This window comes from Geodermatophilus sabuli, assembly GCF_900215145.1.
GTDB lineage: Bacteria > Actinomycetota > Actinomycetes > Mycobacteriales > Geodermatophilaceae > Geodermatophilus > Geodermatophilus sabuli.
In genome coordinates, this window is record NZ_OBDO01000015.1 from 21,836 (window position 1) to 42,121 (window position 20,286).

General features: G+C 73.8%; 18 protein-coding genes. 14 read left to right on the plus strand and 4 right to left on the minus strand.

What is annotated here, in order from left to right; genetic code table 11:
* Positions 1-13: 13 nt before the first annotated feature.
* Positions 14-1,105 carry an ABC transporter substrate-binding protein gene (locus CRP39_RS24750; RefSeq protein ID WP_097209061.1) on the minus strand — a complete coding sequence of 364 codons (1,092 nt, stop codon included), beginning with the start codon at positions 1,103-1,105 and terminating at the stop codon, positions 14-16.
* A gap of 272 nt (positions 1,106-1,377) precedes the next feature.
* Between CRP39_RS24750 and CRP39_RS24755 the strand changes: the two genes are divergently transcribed.
* From CRP39_RS24755 to ilvD, 3 genes are read left to right on the plus strand one after another with little or no spacing between them, the layout of a single operon-like run.
* On the plus strand, positions 1,378-2,541 hold the full coding sequence (locus CRP39_RS24755) for a hypothetical protein (RefSeq protein WP_183358928.1): 1,164 nt from the start codon (positions 1,378-1,380) through the stop codon (positions 2,539-2,541).
* Complete coding sequence (locus tag CRP39_RS24760) at positions 2,538-3,881, plus strand: FAD-dependent oxidoreductase (protein ID WP_097209062.1); 1,344 nt, start codon at positions 2,538-2,540, stop codon at positions 3,879-3,881. Before CRP39_RS24755 ends, CRP39_RS24760 begins: the two co-directional genes overlap by 4 nt.
* Positions 3,881-5,551, plus strand: coding sequence for a dihydroxy-acid dehydratase (gene ilvD / locus CRP39_RS24765; RefSeq protein ID WP_097209063.1), 1,671 nt, complete (start codon positions 3,881-3,883; stop codon positions 5,549-5,551). Before CRP39_RS24760 ends, ilvD begins: the two co-directional genes overlap by 1 nt.
* Here ilvD and CRP39_RS24770 read toward each other — a convergent pair.
* From CRP39_RS24770 to CRP39_RS24780, 3 genes are all read right to left on the minus strand, one after another.
* A complete protein-coding gene (locus CRP39_RS24770; RefSeq protein WP_260180098.1) occupies positions 5,500-6,900 on the minus strand; it encodes an MFS transporter in 1,401 nt (466 codons plus the stop codon). The genes ilvD and CRP39_RS24770 overlap by 52 nt on opposite strands.
* 101 nt (positions 6,901-7,001) lie before the next feature.
* Positions 7,002-8,228, minus strand: a complete 1,227-nt coding sequence (gene fdhA, locus CRP39_RS24775; RefSeq protein WP_097209065.1) for a formaldehyde dehydrogenase, glutathione-independent — start codon at positions 8,226-8,228, stop codon at positions 7,002-7,004.
* A gap of 126 nt (positions 8,229-8,354) precedes the next feature.
* Positions 8,355-9,818, minus strand: a complete 1,464-nt coding sequence (locus CRP39_RS24780) for an aldehyde dehydrogenase family protein (protein ID WP_097209066.1) — start codon at positions 9,816-9,818, stop codon at positions 8,355-8,357.
* Positions 9,819-10,050: 232 nt separating this feature from the next.
* Between CRP39_RS24780 and mdlC the strand changes: the two genes are divergently transcribed.
* The 11 genes from mdlC to CRP39_RS24835 all read left to right on the plus strand — a co-directional run bounded on the left by mdlC (position 10,051) and on the right by CRP39_RS24835 (position 20,210).
* Positions 10,051-11,652, plus strand: coding sequence for a benzoylformate decarboxylase (mdlC, locus tag CRP39_RS24785; RefSeq protein ID WP_097209067.1), 1,602 nt, complete (start codon positions 10,051-10,053; stop codon positions 11,650-11,652).
* Positions 11,653-11,884: 232 nt separating this feature from the next.
* Positions 11,885-13,222, plus strand: a complete 1,338-nt coding sequence (locus CRP39_RS24790) for an MFS transporter (RefSeq protein ID WP_097209068.1) — start codon at positions 11,885-11,887, stop codon at positions 13,220-13,222.
* Between the two features lie 179 nt (positions 13,223-13,401).
* Positions 13,402-14,973 (plus strand): sensor histidine kinase, encoded by a 1,572-nt coding sequence (locus CRP39_RS24795; protein ID WP_216359914.1) that lies wholly within the window; start codon positions 13,402-13,404, stop codon positions 14,971-14,973.
* Positions 14,970-15,647, plus strand: a complete 678-nt coding sequence (locus CRP39_RS24800) for a response regulator transcription factor (protein ID WP_097209069.1) — start codon at positions 14,970-14,972, stop codon at positions 15,645-15,647. The genes CRP39_RS24795 and CRP39_RS24800 overlap by 4 nt, the downstream gene beginning before the upstream one ends.
* A 309-nt stretch (positions 15,648-15,956) precedes the next feature.
* Positions 15,957-16,658 carry a 4-carboxy-4-hydroxy-2-oxoadipate aldolase/oxaloacetate decarboxylase gene (locus CRP39_RS24805; protein WP_097209070.1) on the plus strand — a complete coding sequence of 234 codons (702 nt, stop codon included), beginning with the start codon at positions 15,957-15,959 and terminating at the stop codon, positions 16,656-16,658.
* A gap of 37 nt (positions 16,659-16,695) precedes the next feature.
* Positions 16,696-17,796, plus strand: a complete 1,101-nt coding sequence (locus CRP39_RS24810) for an aromatic ring-hydroxylating oxygenase subunit alpha (protein WP_097209071.1) — start codon at positions 16,696-16,698, stop codon at positions 17,794-17,796.
* On the plus strand, positions 17,793-18,497 hold the full coding sequence (locus CRP39_RS24815; protein ID WP_097209072.1) for an alpha/beta hydrolase: 705 nt from the start codon (positions 17,793-17,795) through the stop codon (positions 18,495-18,497). The genes CRP39_RS24810 and CRP39_RS24815 overlap by 4 nt, the downstream gene beginning before the upstream one ends.
* A gap of 38 nt (positions 18,498-18,535) precedes the next feature.
* Positions 18,536-18,811, plus strand: coding sequence for a muconolactone Delta-isomerase family protein (locus CRP39_RS24820; RefSeq protein WP_097209073.1), 276 nt, complete (start codon positions 18,536-18,538; stop codon positions 18,809-18,811).
* Positions 18,811-19,005, plus strand: coding sequence for a hypothetical protein (locus CRP39_RS24825; protein WP_097209074.1), 195 nt, complete (start codon positions 18,811-18,813; stop codon positions 19,003-19,005). The genes CRP39_RS24820 and CRP39_RS24825 overlap by 1 nt, the downstream gene beginning before the upstream one ends.
* A complete protein-coding gene (gene ligA, locus CRP39_RS24830; RefSeq protein WP_097209075.1) occupies positions 18,995-19,360 on the plus strand; it encodes a protocatechuate 4,5-dioxygenase subunit alpha in 366 nt (121 codons plus the stop codon). Before CRP39_RS24825 ends, ligA begins: the two co-directional genes overlap by 11 nt.
* Positions 19,353-20,210, plus strand: a complete 858-nt coding sequence (locus CRP39_RS24835; RefSeq protein ID WP_097209076.1) for a class III extradiol dioxygenase subunit beta — start codon at positions 19,353-19,355, stop codon at positions 20,208-20,210. Before ligA ends, CRP39_RS24835 begins: the two co-directional genes overlap by 8 nt.
* The last annotated feature ends 76 nt before the right edge of the window (positions 20,211-20,286 follow it).

Sequence of the window (20,286 nt, forward strand, 5' to 3'; positions counted from 1 at the left end):
GTCACGGGGCTGGTCAGGAGCCGGGGGCGAAGTCGTTCGTGTACCACTCGGTGGGGTCCAGGTCGTCGGGCACGAACCCGGAGCTGTACATCTCCTCGTAGACCGTTTCCCACTGCTCGGGCACGGTCCGGACGATCTGGTCGTCGCCGGCCGAGGTCCAGGACTCGACGTACTGGGTGAGCGCGGCCTTGCCGACCTCGGGGTCCTCCAACGTCGGGATGGCGTAGTCGGAGAGGCACTCGATGGTCTCGGCGAAGCCGTTGGCCTCGTCCTCGGCGACGAACTGGATCGACGCCTTGATCGCCGCCAGGTACGAGCGCAGCTGCTCCTGGGCCGCGGGGTCGTCGGCCTGCTCCTGGCTGGTGACGTACACCTGCCCGCCGCTCTGCACGTCGTCCGACGGCGCGTAGACGACCGCCTCCGGCTGCTGCTGCTCGAGGGCGACCGCGGTGTCGAGGGAGACGACGTAGCCGCCGATCCGGCCGGAGGTGACCAGGTCGAAGACGCCGGGGGCGAGGCCGACCACCTGGGTCTGCACCTCCTCCTGGGGAATCCCGGCGGTGGCCGCCACCAGCTTGAGGATGATCTCGCTGGTGCCGCCCTCCGAGGGCGTGCCCATGACCCGGCCCTCGATGTCCTCGGGGGACTCCAGCGGATCGGACTCCGCGGAGACGAACCGGATCGTGCCGGTCTTGTTGACCTGGCCGACGTTGACCAGGGGCGCGTCCCGCTCGCCGATGGCCAGCATCGTCTCCATGTCGCCGACGCGGGTGATCAGTGCGCCGCCGGCCAGGACGGTCTGGATGGCCTGCGAGGAGCCCTGCGTGGTCTCGAAGGTGACGTCGAGGCCCTGCTCCTCGAAGTAGCCGCACGAGGAGGCGACCAGCTCGGGGGTGAAGGTGAGGCTCTCCAGCGGGAGGATGTTGAGGAAGGTGACCTCCTGGAGCTCGCCGTTCCCCCCGCCCCCGCCCCCGCCCCCGCTGCCGGACGCCTCGTCGTCCCCGCCGCCGCAGGCGGCCAGCAGGGTCGCCGCGCTCGCGGCGGCGAGCGCCACCTGCCACCGCGGGCGGCGGTGCGGGCTGGGGCGGAGGGCGGAGCGGGTCATCGGGCTCTCCTCGGGAGATGTGACGGCGGTGTCGAAGCCGGTGCGGGGGACCAGAGGACGGCGGCGGCCGGGATGACGGTCGATGTGTGCGGTATGCGACCACTCGTGCTGTTACCGCACGGGACGCTATGACCCCCGTCACACGGCTGTCAACCGCCGGGCGAGGTCGCCGGCACACCTTGACCGTGGGCGCGCCACCGGTACCGTGTGTGCGGAGTGAGAGCGCTCGTGCGGATCCCGCACACCCTGGGCGCCCGGCCGGAAGGGGAACCGTGACCCAGCTGGACACCCGCCAGGCGCCCCCGGGGGAGCTGCCCCGGATCGATGCCGCGGCACTGCGCGGCGTCCAGGAGTTCTACGCAGCACAGCGCTGGACCGACGGGCTGCCGGTCATGCCGGTCACCGAGTCCGTGCTCGCCGGGTTCCTGGCGCAGACCTCCCGCGCCCCCGGGGACGTCGTCTTCCGGATGCCGCACCTGGACCGCTCCTGCACCGTGCGGTCGGCCGCCATCAACGCGGCCATGGCCGGCTGCCTGCCGGAGTACTTCCCGGTGGTGCTCGCCGCGTGGGACGCCCTGACCGCCGAGGGCTACGCCGGCAAGGGGATCTGGCAGAGCACCACCGGCACCGCCCCGCTGCTGCTGGTCAACGGGCCGGTGCGCGAGCGGATCGGGCTCAACAGCCGCGGCAACGTCTTCGGCTCAGGGTTCCGGGCCAACGCCACGATCGGCCGGGCCGTCCGCCTCACCGCCATCAACGTCTTCGGCCTGCACCCGCACGAGCTCGACCAGGCCACGCAGGGCACCCCGGCGAAGTACACCTGCTGCATCGCCGAGAACGAGGAGGACAGCCCCTGGGCGCCCTTCCCCGTCGACCACGGTTTCCCCGCCGGGACGAGCACGGTGACCTCGATGCTGGTGCGCTCGGTGATCCACGTCGAGGCCCGGCACACCACCGACCCCGAGCAGCTCGGCCGCGACCTGGCCGGCACGCTGGCCCGCACCGGCGCCCTGGTGCACGAGACGATCAGTGGCTGCCTGGTCCTCGGCCCGGAGCACGCGCACCTGTTCGCCGCCGCCGGCTGGAGCAAGGCCGACGTCCGGCAGTTCGTCTTCGAGCACGCGGTCAACACCCGCGCCCGGCTGGCCGAGGTCGGCAAGGACGCCGTGTCCCAGGAGACCCGCTGGCGGCTGCCCGCCGGCCACCCCGACGCGGTGCCCGGCTCGGCCGACGGCGCCCCGGACGACGTCGTCCCGGTGCTCAACTCCCCGGAGGCGCTGCTCGTCGTGGTCGCCGGGGCGCACAACGCCGGCGTCTCCGCGGTCGCGGAGACCTTCGGCCCGCGCGGCGGGCCCCCCGCGGTCGCCCTCGTCCAGGACCCCCCGGACGCACCGTCCGCGGAGCAGACCCCCACCGCCCAGGAAGGCACTCCATGACCACCGTGCACGAGCCGGCGCGCGAGACGCCGGTCCACGGCGAGTTCGACGTCGTCGTCATCGGCGGGGGCCCCGCCGGACTCACGGCCGCGGCCGCCGCGGCCCGCGCCGGACGCTCCACCATCCTGCTGGAGCGCTACGGCTTCCTCGGCGGCGCCGGGACCATGGGCGGGCTGTCCACCTTCTGCGGCCTGCACGCCAAGGTGCACGGCGAGCACCGGCAGGTCATCCACGGCCTGGCCGACGAGCTGCTCGAGCGGCTCACCAAGCTCGACGGGCTCAACACCCCGCACCTGACCATCAACGACGGCATCCTCGCCCAGGCCTTCGACATCTCCAGCTACAAGCTGGCCGCCGACGAGCTGGTCGTCGACTCCGGGACGACGCTGCTGTTCCACGCGACCGCCGTCGGCGTGGTCATGGCCGATGACTCGACGATCGACGCCGTCCTCATCGAGACCAAGTCCGGGCGGGCCGCGGTCCGCGGGCGGGTGTTCGTCGACGCCTCCGGGGACGCCGACGTCGCCGCGTGGGCCGGGGTGCCGTTCGAGAAGGCGCCGCACCTGCTCTACCCGTCGTTGATGTTCCGCATCAACGCCGTCGACGTCGCCGCCGCCGGGGACGCGCCGTGGCGCACCGTGGAGCGGCTGATGAACGAGGCCGAGGCGGCCGGCACCCACCGCTTCCCCCGCAAGAAGCCGATCGTCCGGCCGCAGCGCAACCCGCTGGAGTGGCGGGCCAACCTCACCCAGCTGTCCAACCCCGACGGCACCGCCGTGGACGGCACCGACGTCGAGCAGCTCACCCACGGCGAGCTGCAGGGCCGCCGCCAGGCGTTCGAGGCGTTCGACTTCATCAAGCACCGGACGCCGGGGTTCGGGGACTCCTACATCGTCGACATCGCCCCGCAGATCGGGATCCGCGAGACCCGCCGGGTGTTCGGGGAGTACCGGCTCACCGAGGACGACGTCCTCGACTGCGCCGACTTCGACGACACGATCGGCGTCAACGGCTGGCCGGTCGAGGCGCACGTCGCGGGCACCGTGGAGTTCCGCTGGCAGCGCGGGGAGGACCCCCGCGGGTACAACCAGTTGCCCTACCGGATGGTCGTGCCGCAGCGCGTGGACAACCTCTTCGTCGCCGGCCGGTGCGCCTCGATGACCCAGGGCGGGCAGTCCTCGGCGCGGGTCACCGGGCCGTGCTTCGCGATGGGGGAGGCGGTCGGCACGGCCGCGGACCTGGCGATCGCCGGCGACCTCGCCGTCCGCGACGTGCCGGTGCCGGAGCTGCAGCGCCGCCTGGAGCTCGGCGGCGTCTTCCTCGGCCGCGGGGAGGTGTGATGACCGGGCTGCGCAGCAACTTCCCGGCCGGCGGGACGCCGTGGGCGATGCGCCGGGCGCAGTGGACCGCGCTGGGCCTGTCCGACGAGGACATGGACAAGCCCAAGATCGCGATCGTCAACAGCTCGTCGAAGCTGGCCAGCTGCTTCAGTCACCTCGACGACGTCGTGCCGCCGCTGATGGCGGCGATCCGGGCGGCCGGCGGCGTGCCGTTCGAGGTGCGGACCGCCGCGCCCAGCGACGCGATCACCAGCGCCGGCGCGCAGGGCCGGTACATCCTGCCCAGCCGGGACCTCATCGCCAGCGACATCGAGGTCGCCGTGGAGGGCGCCCAGCTCGACGGCATGGTCACCCTCGCCTCCTGCGACAAGACCACCCCCGGGCAGCTCATGGCCGCCGGCCGGCTGGACATCCCGACGATCGTCGTCGGCTGCGGCTACCAGCCCTCCGGCGTCTACCGCGGCGAGCACGTCGACTTCGAGGACGTCTTCCTCTACGCCGGCCACGTCGCCACCGGCGCGATGACCGTCGAGGAGCTGGCCGAGATGGCCTCGGTCGCCGTCAGCGGTCCCGGCGTCTGCGCCGGCATGGGGACGGCCAACTCGATGCACATCGCCACCGAGGCCCTCGGCATGGCGATGCCCGGCAGCACGCCGGTGCTGGCGCTGAGCGACAAGATGTTCGCCGACGCCGAGCGGGCCGGGCGGCGCATCGTGGAGCTGGTCCGCGAGGACCTCCGGCCCCGCCAGATCCTGACCCCCGGCGCGTTCCGCAACGCGGTCACCGCGGTGCTGGCCATCAGCGGCTCGGTCAACTGCGTCAAGCACCTGCAGGCGGTCGCCGTCGAGGCCGGCTGCGACGTCGACGTCATGGCGCTGTTCGAGGAGCTGGCGCCGCGGGTGCCGCTGCTCAGCGCGGTCAAGCCCAACGGCGACCGGCGCATCGACGAGTTCGAGGCCGCCGGGGGAGCGCAGGCGCTGCTGCACCAGCTCCGCCCCCTGCTCGACCTCGACCAGCCCACGGTCGACGGCCGCACGATGGGCGAGGTCCTCGGCGGCGCGACGGTGGCCGACGCCGACGTCATCCACCCGGTCGACGACCCCCTCGCCACACACCCCGGCATCACCGTCGTCCGCGGCTCGCTGGCCCCGGAGGGCGCGGTCGTCAAGCGCACCGTGGCCGACGACGGGGTGCAACGGTTCTGCGGGCCGGCGAGGGTCTACACCTCCCGCGAGGAGGGCCTGGCCGGCATCCGCGGCGGCGAGGTGCGCCCCGGCGACGTCGTCGTCCTCAGCGGGCTGGGCCTGCGCGGCTCCCCGGGCATGGCGCTGACGTCGGCGTTCGTGTTCGCCCTCGACGGCGCCGGCCTCGGCGACTCCGTGGTCGTGGTGACCGACGGGCAGATGTCCGGGCTGGTCAACAAGGGCCTGGTCGTCGCCGAGGTCAGCCCCGAGGGCGCCGTGGGCGGGCCGCTCGGCCTGGTCCGCGACGGCGACTCGATCTCGGTGGACGTCGACGCGCGCATCCTCGACCTCGAGGTGCCCGCCGAGGAGCTGGAGCGGCGCCGCGCCGAGCTGCCGCCGCTGCCGGCCCCGCGTGGCTGCGGCTGGCTGGACGTCTACGCGCGGACGGTGTCCCCGCTCGCCCGCGGCGCCACGCTCGGCGGCTGAGCCGGCGACCGGCCGGCGAGGAACCACACGACCAGCGCCGCGAGCACACAGGTGGCGCTGCCGATGACACCGATGACCGTGTACGCGACGCCGGCCGGCAGCTCCCCGCCGGCCGGCGTCGCGACCGCCAGGACCGTCGCGGTCGAGGCGCTGCCGACCGCGAACCCCGCGTAGCGCAGCACCTGGTTCAGCGCCATGGCGCTGCCGGTCTCCCGGGGCGGGACGGCGGACACGACCAGCCCCGCGGCCGCGGCGAACACGGTGCTCACCCCCAGCCCGGCGACCGCGGTGACGACGAGCAGCACCCACAGCTCGCTGCGGTACGCGGCGAACAGGCCCTGGGCGGCGGCCATCAGCAGCGCGCCGACCACCAGCACCACCCGGGGGCGCACGCGCTCGCCCAGCCGGCGGGACAGCGGGCCGGCGAGCATGCCGGCCAGGGAGAACGGCAGCAGCAGCAGCCCGGCGACCAGCCCGGAGGCGCCGAAGCCGTAGCCGCTGTCCGCGGGCGTCTGGGCGAGGATCGGCACCGAGCCGAGCATCAGGTAGTTGGCCAGGCTGACCAGCAGCACGGAGGCGTGCCCGGACGCGGGAAGGCGCCCGCGGGCCAGCCGCAGGTCGATCAGCGGGGCGCGGGTCCGCAGCGCCAGGGCGGCCCAGGCGGCCAGCAGGACGAGCGCGGCGGAGCCCAGCAGCAGCACCCGGCCCGACGTCCAGCCCCAGCCCTCACCCTCGCTGAGGGTCACCAGCGCACCGGCCAGGCCCGCGCCGAGCAGCAGCGCGCCGGGCAGGTCGAACCGGCGCGGCGGGGCGGCCGACGCCGGCGGCAGCACGAGGGCGGCGGCGGCGAGCGCACCGGCGCAGACTGCCGTCGCCGTCCAGAACGCGGCCGTCGCCCCGGCGTAGGTGGTGATCGCCCCGGCGATCGGGTAGCCGAGCCCCACACCGGAGACGACGGTGATCGACAGGGCGGCGATGGTGCGGCGCGAGCGGTCCGGCGGCAGCGCCTCGCGGGCCGTGGCGATCAGCAGCGGCATCAGGCCCAGGCCGAAGCCCTGCAGCCCGCGCCCGGCCAGGAACCAGCCCAGCGTCAGCGGCAGCGCGGTGAGGACACCGCCGAGCACGACCAGGGTCAGGGCGGTGAGCGCGACGGCCCGGCGGTGCGACCCGTCGCCGAGCCGGCCGAGGACCGGCGTGGCGACCGCGCCGACCAGCAGCGGCATCGTCAGCGACCACTGGGCCACGTGCAGCGGCACGTCGTACAGGTCGGCGACGGCCGGGATGAGGGGCGCCCCGACGCTGCTGGTCACCGCCACCACGGTGGCGACGAGGACCAGGACGGGGACCAGGACCCGCGACGGGGCCCGCCCGGTCGGCCCCGGACGCGCCGGCGCCGGCGACCCGGTCGGGGGGACCGGGTCGCCGGCGGGTGTCACGGGGGAGGCGCCGGTCAGGCGGCGGCCTTGCCGGTGACGTTGTGCGGGTCGATGACGTACTTCTTGGCGACGCCGGAGTCGAACTCGGCGTAGCCGCGCGGGGCGTCGTCGAGGCCGATGACGGTGGCGTTGACCGCCTTCGCGATCTGCACCTTGTCGTGCAGGATCGCCATCATCAGCTGCCGGTTGTAGCGCATCACCGGGCACTGGCCGGTGGTGAACGACAGCGACTTGGCCCAGCCGGTGCCCAGCGAGATCGACAGCGCGCCCACCTTGGCCGCCTCGTCGATGCCGCCCGGGTCGCCGGTCACGTAGAGGCCGGGGATGCCCAGCGCGCCACCGGCCGCGGTGACCTCCATGAGGGAGTTGAGCACCGTCGCCGGCGCCTCCTTCTGAGCGCCGGAGCCGTGGCCGCGGGCCTCGAAGCCGACCGCGTCCACGCCGCAGTCGACCTCGGGGACGCCGAGGATCTGCTCGATCTGGTCCTTCGGGTCGCCCTTGGAGACGTCGACGGTCTCGCAGCCGAAGGCGCGGGCGGCGGCCAGCCGGTCCTCGTTGAGGTCACCGACGATGACGACCGCGGCGCCGAGCAGCTGCGCGGAGACCGCGGCGGCCAGGCCGACGGGGCCGGCGCCGGCGACGTAGACGGTGGAGCCGGTGGTGACGCCGGCGGTGTAGGCGCCGTGGTACCCGGTCGGGAAGATGTCCGACAGCATGGTCAGGTCGAGGACCTTCTCGATGGCCTGGTCGCGGTCGGGGAAGCGGAGCAGGTTCCAGTCCGCGTAGGGGACCATCACGTACTCGGCCTGGCCGCCCTGCCAGCCGCCCATGTCGACGTAGCCGTACGCCGAGCCGGGGCGGTCGGGGTTGACGTTCAGGCAGATGCCGGTCTTGCCCTCCTTGCAGTTGCGGCAGCGGCCGCAGGAGATGTTGAACGGTACCGAGCAGACGTCCCCGGTCGTGATGAACTCCACGCCCGGGCCGGTCTCGACGACCTCGCCGAGGATCTCGTGGCCGAGGACCAGCCCGTGCGGGGCGGTGGTGCGGCCGCGGACCATGTGCTGGTCGCTGCCGCAGATGTTGGTGGTGAGCACCTTGAGGATGGCGCCGTGGGGTACCTGGCGGCCCACGTTGTCCGGGTGCACGCCCGGGCCGTCCTTGAGCACGAGCTCGGGGTAGTCCAGGTCGGTGATCTCCACCTTGCCCGGACCCTGGTAGGTCACGCCGCGGTTGTTCGCCATGTGGTCGCTCTCCTCGTCGTCGAGTGGACGCCGGCACGCTCGCGGCTGCCGGCGGGACGGTCAACTGGTGCTTCCCGGAGGCGGGAGGACGGTGTGCCCGCCCTCCCGCCCCGGTCGGGTCCTGCGTCAGGCGGGGAAGCCCACCGAGTGGGTGTCCATGAACTCCCGGAGCCCCTCGATGCCCATCTCCCGGCCCATGCCGCTGTGGTTGAACCCGCCGAACGGCGCCCGCTCGTCGAGGTGGGCGGCACCGTGGGCGTTGACGAAGGTGTAGCCGGTGCGCAGCCGCGCCGCGACCGCTGCGGCGCGGTCCAGGTCGGCGGTCCACACCGACGAGCACAGCCCCGACCAGGTGTCGTTGGCCCGCGCCACGGCGTCGTCCTCGTCGTCGAAGGGCAGGACCGGCAGGGTCGGGCCGAACTGCTCCTCGACGACGACGCGGGCGTCGTCGGCCGGGTCCAGCACCAGCGAGGGCCGCAGGAAGTTGCCGACGGAGATGTCGGCGCCCTCGGCCGCCTCGCCGAACTCGCGGACCTCGGCGCCGGACTCGCGGGCCTGCGCGAGCAGCTCCTGCACGTACTCCTTCTGCCGGGCCTGGTGCAGCGGGCCCATGGTCACGTTCTCGTCGAGACCGTGGCCGAGCCGCTGGGCGGCGAGCAGGCCCGAGAGGCCCTCGACGACCTCGTCGTAGCGGGAGCGGTGCACGTACAGCCGCTTGGTGGCCATGCAGATCTGGCCGGTCGAGTCGAACGTGCCCGTGTACAGCCGCTGCATCGCGTCACCGGAGAGGTCGGCGTCGGCGAGGACCAGCGCGGGGTCGTTGCCGCCGAGCTCCAGCGCCACGCGGGTCAGCGACTGGGCGGCCATCGACATGATCCGCTTGCCGCCACCGGGGCTGCCGGTGAAGCAGACGTGCTTGACCCGGTCGTCGGAGACGAGGGCCGCGCCGATCTCGGCGTCGGCGCCGGTGACGACGTTCAGCACGCCCGGCGGCAGCAGCTCGGCGACCTGCTGCACGGTGCGGGTGGTGGCCAGCGGGGTGCTGGGCGGCGGCTTCACCACGACGGTGTTGCCGGCGAGCAGCGCGTAGGGGAGCGAGGCGGCGAGGATCGCCAGCGGCCAGTTGAACGGCACGATGACCGTGACCACGCCCAGCGGCAGGTAGCCGATCGTCGTCCGGTACGGCGGCGCGGGCAGGGTGGTCGTCTGCTCGACCTGGTCGGCGAGCTGGGCGGCCAGGCCGAAGCGGTGGGCGAACACGATGGAGTCGATGAACGACTCCATGCGGATCTTGCCGTTCTCGCGGGTGAGGATCTCGGCCGTCGCGTGCCGGTCGGCCTCCAGCGGCGCCAGGGCCGCGGTGATCAGCTCGGCGCGCTCCTGCGGGCTGCGGGCGGCCCAGGTGGGGAAGGCGCGGTCGGCGGCGGCGACGGCCTCCTCCGCCTGCTTGGCGCTGGCGGCCGCGGCGTAGCCGACGACCGACCGGCCGTCGGCCGGGTCGACCACCTGCAGGTGGTCGTCGGTGCTGCGGGTCTCACCGGCGATGAACAGCTCGGTGCGGATCTCCGGCAGCTGGTCCAGGGACACCATTCGGTCTGCTTCCTCAGGGTCGGGACAGGGGCCGCCCGGGGGCGGCCCGCGGGCGTGTGCCCGCCGTCACGGTAGGCCCGGAGGTCCCGAGGTGCCCCGGCCATCCGACCGGACCGGGTCCGGCGGATCCGGAGGGGCCGCCCGCGACATCCGACGTAGGCGGAAGCCGGCGCGGGGCGGGGTCTAGCCTGCGCGGGCACCGGCCTGCGACCACCGCCTCCAGGAGGACGACGTGCCCACCGTGCGCGAGACCACCTACGACCTGCTCCGGACCTGGGGCCTGACCACCGTGTTCGGCAACCCGGGGTCCAACGAGCTGCCCTTCCTCGACGGGTTCCCCGACGACTTCCGCTACGTGCTGGGCCTGCACGAGGGCGCGGTGCTCGCCATGGCCGACGGGTACGCCCAGGTCACCGGCCGCCCGGCGCTGGTGAACCTGCACTCCGCCGCCGGCCTGGGCAACGCCATGGGCAACCTGGCCAACGCCAGGGCCTGCGGGACGCCGCTGGTGGTGACCGCCGGCCAGCAGGCCCGCCCGATGGTGGGCCTGGGCTCGATGCTCGGCGAGCCGGGCATGACCCGCGTGCCCGAGCCGCAGGTCAAGTGGTCGTTCGAGCCGGCCCGCGCCCAGGACGTCCCGCGGGCGCTGTCGGAGGCCTTCCACCTGGCCACGCTGCCGCCGACCGGTCCGGTCTTCGTCTCCCTCCCGCTCGACGACTGGGCCCAGCCGGTGGACCCCGACGAGGTCGCCCACCTGGCCGGCCGCCGGGTGCGCCGGGCCGGCGGCCTGGACGAGGAGCTGCTGGCGGAGCTGGCCGGCCGGCTGGCCGGCGCCCGCAACCCGGTGCTGGTCGTGGGCCCCGAGGTCGACGACGAGCGCACCTTCCCCCGGGTGGTGGCGCTGGCGGAGCGGCTGCAGGCGCCCGTGTGGACGGCCCCCTCGGCGCCGCGGTGCCCCTTTCCGACCCGCCACCCACTGTGGCAGGGCCTGCTGCCGCCGAGCATCGCCGGCGTCGCCGGCCACCTGGACGGTGCCGACCTGGTCCTCGTGCTCGGCGCGCCGGTCTTCCGGTACCACGTCTACGTGCCCGGCCCCTGGCTGCCCGAGGGTGCCGAGCTGGTCGCCGTCGGCAGCGACCCGGGCACGGCCGCCCGCGCCGCGTTCGGCGACGCGGTCGTCGCCGACGTCGCCACCGTGGCCGGCCAGCTGCTGACCGCGCTGGCCGACCTGCCGCCGCGGCCGGAGCGGCCCGCGCCGGAGCGGGCGGTCGCGGCCGAGCCGGGTGCGGCGCCGTTCACCGCGGACGCCGTGCTGGGCCTGCTCGCCCGGTCGGTGCCCGCGCACACCCGGTTCGTCAACGAGTCGACCGCGAACACGGCGCAGTTCTGGTCGCACCTGGACCTCGCCGGCCCGCGCGGGCTGCTCTTCCCGGCCGCCGGCGGCCTGGGCTTCGGCGTGCCCGCGGCGGTGGGTGCCGCGCTGGCCGACCCCGCTCGCCCGGTGGTCGCCGTCCTCGGCGACGGCGCGTTCCAGTACGGCGTCCAGGCGGTCTGGACGGCGGTGCAGCACCAGCTGCCGGTGACCTTCGTCGTCCTGCGCAACGGCGTCTACGGGGCGCTCACCTCGTTCGTGGGGCAGCTGGGCGTGTCGGGGGTCCCCGGGCTGGAGCTCCCCGGCCTGGACGCGGTGACCATCGCGCAGGGCTACGGCGTGCCCGCCCGCGCGGTCGGCTCCGCCGAGGAGCTGACCGAGGAGCTCGCCGCCGTCGGCAAGACGGAGGGGCCGCGCCTGCTCGAGGTCCCGATCACCGCCGAGACCCGCCGGCTCGGCTGATCCCCCGGAGGGGCGGGGCGGCCGGCCCTGCCCCTCCGGGGGCGTCGACCCTGGTCAGCGGAGCGGGTGGGACGGATGACGTAGTCGGCGTCGCCGGGGCGACGTCCGGGAAGCGGGTCGAGCGCCTCACGACTTCGCTGTCAAGACGGGTTTCCATCTTCTGGAGCGTGTAACCGCGGTCACCTGCGGTACCACCACCCTGCCCAGCGGCGTCCAGAGGAGAACTCCCCCCGTGGCATCCCCCACCACCCCCGCGCCCGTCACGGCCGGCCCGTCGAAGAAGGGCATCTTCGCGGCGAGCTTCATCGGCACGTCGATCGAGTGGTACGACTACTACATCTTCGGCACCGCCGCCGCGCTGGTGTTCGGGAGCGTCTTCTACCCCGAGTTCGACCCCACGGCCGGCACCATCGCGGCGTTCGCGACCTTCGCCGTCGGCTTCATCGCCCGCCCGCTCGGCGCCGCCGTCATCGGCCACTTCGGTGACCGGATCGGCCGCAAGTCGATGCTCGTGCTCACCCTGCTGCTCACCGGTGGCTCGACCTTCCTCATCGGTGTGCTGCCCACGTACGCCGCGATCGGCGTCGGCGCCCCGCTGCTGCTGGTCGCGCTGCGCCTGATCCAGGGCTTCGGTGTCGGCGGCGAGTGGGGTGGCGCGGTGCTGATCGCCACCGAGCACGCCAGCCCCCGCCGGCGCGCGGTCTACGGCAGCTTCGCCCAGTTCGGCGTCCCGGTCGGCGTGCTGACCTCCAACCTGGCCTTCCTCGCCGTGTCGGGGCTGTCCGACGAGGACTTCCTCGCGTGGGGCTGGCGGATCCCGTTCCTCATCAGCATCGCGCTGGTGGTCGTCGGGTTCTTCGTGCGCAGCAAGCTCCAGGACGCCCCGGAGTTCCAGGAGGTCAAGGAGAAGAAGCAGGTCGTCAAGGTCCCGGTGGCCGAGCTGGTCAAGCGGCAGCCGCGCACGCTGGTCCTGGGCAGCCTGGCCTCGATCGCCCCGCCGGCGGTCGGCTACACGGTGATCGTCTACATGCTCACCTACGGCACGACCGTCGTCGGCTTCGACCGCACCACGCTGCTGTGGCTGATCCTCGCCTCGACGGCGGTGTGGATCGGCACGATCGTGGTGGCCGCGCTGCTGTCGGACCGCTTCGGCTCCAAGCGGGTCTTCGCGATCGGCGCGCTCACCGCGGTCCTCTGGCCGCTGCCGATGTTCGCGCTGGTCAACACCGGCAGCGCCGGCGCGGCGCTGTTCGCCTTCGTCGTCGCCGCGGTCGTGCAGGGCATCATGGCCGGCGCCCAGGGTGGCCTGTTCACCGAGATCTTCGAGGTGAAGACCCGCTACAGCGGGATCTCCATCGCCTACCAGCTCGGCGGCATGATCGGCGGCGCCGTCACCCCCATCGTGGCCACCGCCCTGTACGGCTCCTACGAGTCGTCGACGCCGATCGCGATCTACGTGGCGGCCCTGTCGCTGGTCAGCCTGCTGGCCGTGCTCGGCATCCGGCCCCTGCCCAAGGCGCAGCAGGCCGACGCCGACCGGCTCGGGACGGCGGCCGCGACCGCCGGCTGAGCCGCAGCGCACCCGCTCCGACGGCGCGCCGCCCGGGACCCCTCGTCCGGGCGGCGCGCCGTCGTCGTCCCGGTTCCCCCGTCTGGGGAAGCGGGTTCGGACCGCCGGCCGCCGGGGGTAGCGTGCGGGAGGGCCACCCCCGGCAGGGGGCCGGTGGCCGAGGGCGGGACGAGGCAGTGGTGCGCAGCGAGGTGGCGGCCCCGGCCGGCGCGGTGTGGCCGGTGGGCTCGGGGGAGGACCCGGTGCTCCGCGCGCTCGTGGAGGTCTCCGCCGACGGGCTGACGCTGGTCGACGACGCCGGCCGGCTGCTCGGGCTCAACGCCGCCGCCGCGCACATCCTGGGCCGCCCCGCGACCGAGCTGGTCGGGACGGCGACGCCCTTCGACCCCACCGCCGGCGACCCGGACGCGCCGGACCTGCGGACGGCGAGCTGGCCGGTGCCCGGCGGCAGCCGCCGGGAGCTGGAGTACCGGGTGCTGCCGGTGGGCCCCGGCCGCTGGGCGGTGTGGTTCAGCGACGTCACCGACACCGTGCGCCAGCAGGAGCGGCTGACCGCGATCACCCGGGCGGCGGCCAGCGTGGCCGACGCCTACTCCCTGCGGGCCACCCTGGACGCCGTCGCCCGCGAGATCGCGATGACCGCCTCGATCGCCGCCGTCCAGATCCTCGCCCTCGACGATCCCCGCGACGACCTCCAGCTGCTGGGCATGGCCGGTTTCGGGGACGCCGTCGACTTCGCCGAGAAGCACGCCGCCTGCCGGCGACTGGGCGCTCGCGTGCTGTTCATGGAGGCGCTCGAGAACCGGCAGCCGGTCGTCAGCCTGCACCGCAAGCCGCAGATCATGGCCGATCCGCTGTGGGCGCCGCTGCACGAGATCATGGACGTCCCGGACTGGGACAGCTTCGTCTCGATGCCGCTGGTGGTGCGCGGGCGGGCGCTGGGCATCATCAACGCCTACTACTCGCCGGGGGAGGACCCGGGACCCAGCTCCCTGGCGTTCCTCGAGGCGATGGCCGACTCCGCCGCGGTGGCCATCGAGACCGCGGCGCTGCTCGCCCAGACCCGCTCCCGCGCGCAGAGCGACGAGCGCCGCAGGCTGGCGCGGGACCTGCACGACTCGGTGGTCCAGCAGGTGTTCTCCATGCGCATGCAGGCCGAGGCGCTGCGCGCCCACCTCGACACGGCGGCGGTCGACCGGGCCACGGTGCGCAGCGCGGCCGAGGAGCTCGCCGAGCTGTCGGCCAGCGCCCTGGCCGACCTGCGCGGCCTGGTCTTCGAGCTGCGACCGCTGGACCTCGCGGAGAACGGCCTGGTGGAGGCGGTCCGCGCGCACGCGGCCGGCGTCGAGGCGCGCACCGGGCTGGCGGTCGAGGTGGACGCCCCGGACGGGCTGGAGGTCGACGTGGGCGTCGACGTCCAGGAGGACCTCTACCGCATCGTCCAGGAGGCACTGCACAACGTGGTCAAGCACGCCCGCGCCACCGAGGCCGAGATCCGCGTCGGCGCGTCGGCCGAGGGCGGCGCGCTCGTCGTCGAGGTGACCGACAACGGCTGCGGTGGCACCCCCGACGCCGCGCCGGCCCCGCCGCAGACCGGCAACCGCCCGCGCACCAGCCTGGGCCTGGTGTCGATGCGGGAGCGCGCCGAGCGCTGGGGCGGGTCGCTGTCGGCCGGGCCGCGCCCCCTCGGCGGCTGGCGCGTCCGGGTCACGCTGCCGGTGCCGGGCAGCCGGGTGGGGGCGGCGCGATGAGCGGTGGACCGGACACCGGGGTGATCGGCGTCCTGCTGGTCGACGACCACGCGATCGTCCGCCGCGGGGTGCAGGCCTACGTGGCCAGCGTGCCCACGCTGCGCGTCCTCGGCGAGGCGGCCGACGGCCAGCAGGCGGTGGAGCTGCTGCACCAGTGGCAGACCACCGGCGAGCCCCTGCCCGACGTCGTCCTCATGGACCTGCAGATGCCGCGCATGGACGGCGTGGCCGCCACCGCGGCGATCGCCCGCGCCCACCCCGGCGTCAAGGTCGTCATCCTGACCAGTTTCGGCGAGGTGGAGCGGGTGCACGCCGCCCTCGCCGCCGGGGCCGCGGGCTACGTGCTCAAGGACGCCGACCCCGCGGAGGTGGCGACGGCGATCACCGCGGCCGCCGCCGGCGAGGTGCACCTGGACTCCGCCGTCGCCCGGCAGCTGGCCCGCCGCATGGCCGCCCCGCAGGCCGGGCTCACCTCGCTCACCAGCCGGGAACGGGAGATCCTCGCGCTGGTCGCCCAGGGACACTCCAACCGCGACATCGCCGACCGGCTGGTCATCAGCGAGCGCACCGCCCGCACCCACGTGAGCAACGTGCTGAGCAAGCTGCAGCTGTCCAGCCGCACCCAGGCCGCGCTGCTGGCGATCCGCGAGGGGCTCATCTCGCCACCGGCGTGACCTGCGCGGATGCCGTCGACGCGCCGCGAGACGAGGCGTAGGACACATGACGTAGCCGCAGCACGCTCAGTCGGTCGGACCGAAGCTGTCATCGGGCCGATCCGCCGCGGACCGGCGATCCTTACCGTCGATGTGTGTGCGGTCACCCCCAGGGTCGCGCCGTCGGGGTGCCCGCCCCGGGGTTCGACCGCCGACCGTCCCGTCCCGCGCCGCACCTGGAGAAGGCCTGATGACCCGAAGCTCCACGTCCCGCTCCGTGCCGCCGGCCGCGGCCTCCCAGCGCGCCTTCCCGACGGTGGGGTACCAGCGGTGGTGAGCCGGCACGTCATCGTCCGCACCACCCGGCGCCCCGACGCCGACGCCGTCGCCGTGCTCGCGAAGGCGGGCGTGGCCACCGCGCACGAGGCGATGGGCCGCCGCGGCCTGACCCACCCGGTGCTGCGGCCCATCTACCCGGGCGCGCGGATCGCCGGCCGGGCGGTCACGGTGCTCAGCCAGCCCGGCGACAACCTGATGATCCACGCCTGCATCGAGCAGTGCGGCCCCGGCGACGTCCTCGTCGTCACCACCACCTCGCCGTCCACCGACGGCATGTTCGGCGAGCTGTTCGCCACCCAGCTGGCCACGCGCGGCGTGCAGGGCCTGGTCATGGACGCCGGCGTCCGTGACGTCGCCGACCTGACCGCGATGGGCTTCCCGGCCTGGTCGCGGGCGGTGTCGGCGCAGGGCACGGTCAAGGCCAGCCCCGGCTCGGTCAACGTGCCCGTCGTCATCGCCGGCGCGTACTGCCGGCCCGGCGACGTCGTGGTCGCCGACGACGACGGCGTGCTCATCGTGCCGCTCGAGGACGCCCCCGCCGTCGCCGAGGCCTCGGTCACGCGCGAGCAGAACGAGCAGGCCAAGCGCGAGCGGTTCCAGGCCGGGGTGCTGGGCCTGGACGTCTACGACATGCGCCCCACCCTGGAGCGGCTCGGCGTCACCTACGTCGACGAGTCGCCCGATCCCGCCTGAACCCCCCGACCCACCCTCTCGAGTCAAGGAGACCGCGATGGCAGCCAACCCCATCGTCATGAACGGCTGGTACATCGGCGCCTGGTCCGACGAGGTCAGCCGCACGCTGATGCAGCGCTGGATCTGCGGCCGCCCGGTGTGCTTCTACCGGCTGTCCGACGGCAGCGTGAACGCGATCGAGGACCGCTGCCCGCACCGCCGCTACCCGCTGTCGCTGGGCCAGCTCGACGGCGACGTCATCACCTGCAACTACCACGGCTACAAGATCGACGGCTCCGGCACCTGCGTCGGCGTCGCCGAGCAGCCGGACATGCCCAAGGGCGCGACCGTGCACCGCTTCCCGGTCGTCGAGCGCTACGGCATCGTCTGGATCTGGCCCGGTGACGCGGACAAGGCGGACCCCGACGACATCCCGGACGTCTCCTGGCTCGAGGACCCGAACTGGACCCACGTGCACGGGTCGGTCGGGCTGAAGGGCCGCCAGGTCCTGCTCGTGGAGAACCTGCTCGACCTGACCCACGAGACGTTCCTGCACCCGTCCTCGATCGGCAACGCCGCGGTCGCCGCCACCCCGATCGACGTGATCGGCGAGGGCAACAAGGTGTCCTTCGTCCGGCACATGATCGACATCGAGGCCCCGCCGTTCTACCGGTCCTCGATGGGCGTGACCACGAACATCGACCGCTGGCAGGACGGCGACTTCTACGCGCCGGGGATCTTCATCCTCAACATCCGGATCGCCCCGACCGGCACCGAGGAGCCCGAGGGCTTCCACATGAAGGTCATCTACGGCATGACGCCGGAGACCGACACCACCACGCACGACTTCTTCGCCCTGGGCCGGGACTACAAGATCGACGACCAGGAGCTGTCGGACTTCCAGCTCAAGCAGCAGCTCGCCGTCATGAAGGAGGACGTCGACGCGCTGGAGATCCAGGAGAAGATGGTCGCCACCGACCCGGGGATGATCGAGTCCTCGATCCGCTCCGACGTCGCCGGCATCCGCGGCCGCCGCCTGCTGGAGAAGATGGCCAAGGCCGAGGCCGCCGCCCGCGGCGAGGCCCCGGCCCGCCCGGCGCGCCCGGCCCGTCCCGCGGCCGCCGCGCCCGCCGCCCCGCAGCCGGCGGGCCAGGCGTGACGACCTTCGTCCTGGTCCACGGGGCCTGGCACGGGGGCTGGTGCTGGGACCGCGTGGCCCCGCTGCTGCGCGCGGCCGGTCACGAGGTCCACGCGCCGACGCTGACCGGGCTGTCCGAGCGCGCCCACCTGCTCTCCCCGCTGGTGGGGCTGGACACCCACGTCGAGGACGTCGTCCGGCTGATCGACACCTTCGCCCTGCGCGACGTGGTCCTGGTCGGGCACAGCTACGCCGGCCAGGTCGTCACCGCGGTCGCCGACCGGCGGCCCGACGCGATCGCCAGGCGCGTGTACCTGGACGCCTTCGTCGGCTCTGACGGCGAGGCCGCCCGCGACCTGCTGCCCGAGCAGGTCGAGCACCACTGGGCGGAGTCCGCGGCCGAGCAGGGCTTCGGCTGGCTGGTGCCGGTCCGCAAGCTCTCGGTGCTCGGCGTGACCGAGCAGGCCGACGTCGACTGGCTGACACCGAAGCTCACCCCGCACCCGTGGAAGACCTACCTCGACCGGCTCGACCTCACCGGCGCCGTCGACGCGGTGCCGGCCGCGTTCGTCGAGTGCGTGACCTGGATGCGCGTGTTCCAGGCCCAGGCCGAGCGGGCCCGGGAGCGGGGTTGGCCGGTGCACGAACTGGACACCGGTCACGAGGCGATGGTCACCGCCCCCAAGGCGCTGGCCGACGCCCTGCTCGAGCTCGCCCGCTGAGCCGTCCCGACCACCCCCGACAGATCCAGGAGACCACCGTGGAGTTCCTCGTCCGCGCCGAGAACCGCCTGCCCCCGGAGACCCCGGCCGAGCGGCGGGAGGAGCTGCGCTCCGGTGAGCGGGCCCGCGCCATGGAGCTGCGGGAGGCGGGCATCCTCAAGCGACTGTGGCGGGTGCCCGGCCGCACCGGGTGGATCGGGCTGTTCGAGGCGCCCGACCCGGCCGCCCTGCACGACGCGCTGGTGTCCCTGCCCATGTCGCCGTGGCTCGACGTGCACGTCGAGGCGCTGGCCCAGCACCCCCAGGAGCGCTGATGACCACGTCCACCGGGCGGCAGCTGCGCATCACCTTCCGCCAGTACGACGGTGAGATGCTCGGCACCTGCTGGTGCGGCCTCACCCGGGAGAGCCCGTACCCGCGGCTGCTGTGGGAGTGGCTGGACGACCACGAGCACCGGTCGCCGGAGGGCGCCGGTGCGGACAACGGGAGGACCTCTGATGAGCACTGACACCCCCAGCAGGTTCGACCTGCCGGGGACGCCGGTCTTCGACGGTCAGACCAGCCGGCGCGGGCTGCGGATGAACAAGTTGTTCATGAGCCTGCGCTCGGCGGAGAACCGGGAGCGGTTCCTCGCCGACGAGGCGGCCTACTGCGACGAGTTCCGGCTCTCGCCGGAGCAGAAGCAGGCCGTCCTCGACCGGGACTGGCAGGCGATGATCGACCTGGGCGGCAGCATCTTCTACGTCTACAAGCTGGCGATGATGGACGGCCGGTCGATGCAGTACCTGGGTGGTGTCTTCAGCGGCATGACCGAGGAGGAGTTCGTGGCGGCGATGAGGGCGGGAGGACGGCGCAATGGCTGAGGTGATCTGGGGCCTGGCGACCTCGCACGTCCCGTCGATCGGGGCGGCGATGGACCGCGGCAAGACCGAGGACCCGAACTGGAAGGGCCTGTTCGACGGCTACGCCCCGGCGCGGGCGTGGCTGGCCGAGCACCGGCCCGACGTGGCGATCGTGGTCTACAACGACCACGCCAACGGCATCGACCTCGACGTCATCCCGACCTTCGGTATCGGCACCGCCGAGCGGTACGAGGTGGCCGACGAGGGCTTCGGCAAGCGTCCGGTGCCCGACGTCGTCGGTGACCCGGACCTGTCGCTGCACCTGCTCGAGAGCCTGGTGGACGACGGCTTCGACCTGACCGTCTTCCAGGAGCTGGACGTCGACCACGGGTTCACCGTGCCGCTGTCGGTCTGGACGCCGGACCCGGGCGAGTCGTGGCCCTGCCCGGTGATCCCGTTCCTGGTCAACGTCATCCAGTACCCGCAGCCCACGGCGGCCCGGTGCTACGCGCTGGGCCAGGCCCTCGGGCGGGCGATCGCCAGCTACCCGAAGGACGTCAAGGTCGCGATCCTCGGCACCGGGGGCATGTCCCACCAGCTGGCCGGGGCGCGCGCGGGGTACATCAACCCCGAGTTCGACCACATGTTCCTCGAGGCCATCGAGAAGGACCCGGCGAAGCTGACGACACTCTCCCGCGAGGACTACATCCGCGAGGCCGGCTCCGAGGGCATCGAGATGATCATGTGGCTGATCATGCGCGGCGCCCTGAACGACGAGGTGACCAAGGTGCACTCGCACTACTTCGTGCCGGCGTCGAACACCGCGGCCGCGATCGCGCTGTTCGACAACCGGGTGCCGCAGCCGGCCTGAGAACGGACCCCCCGAAGGACCCCGTCCCCCTCCCGCCTCGCAAGCTCGGCGCGAGCCTCTGGACGGGGCCGCCGAC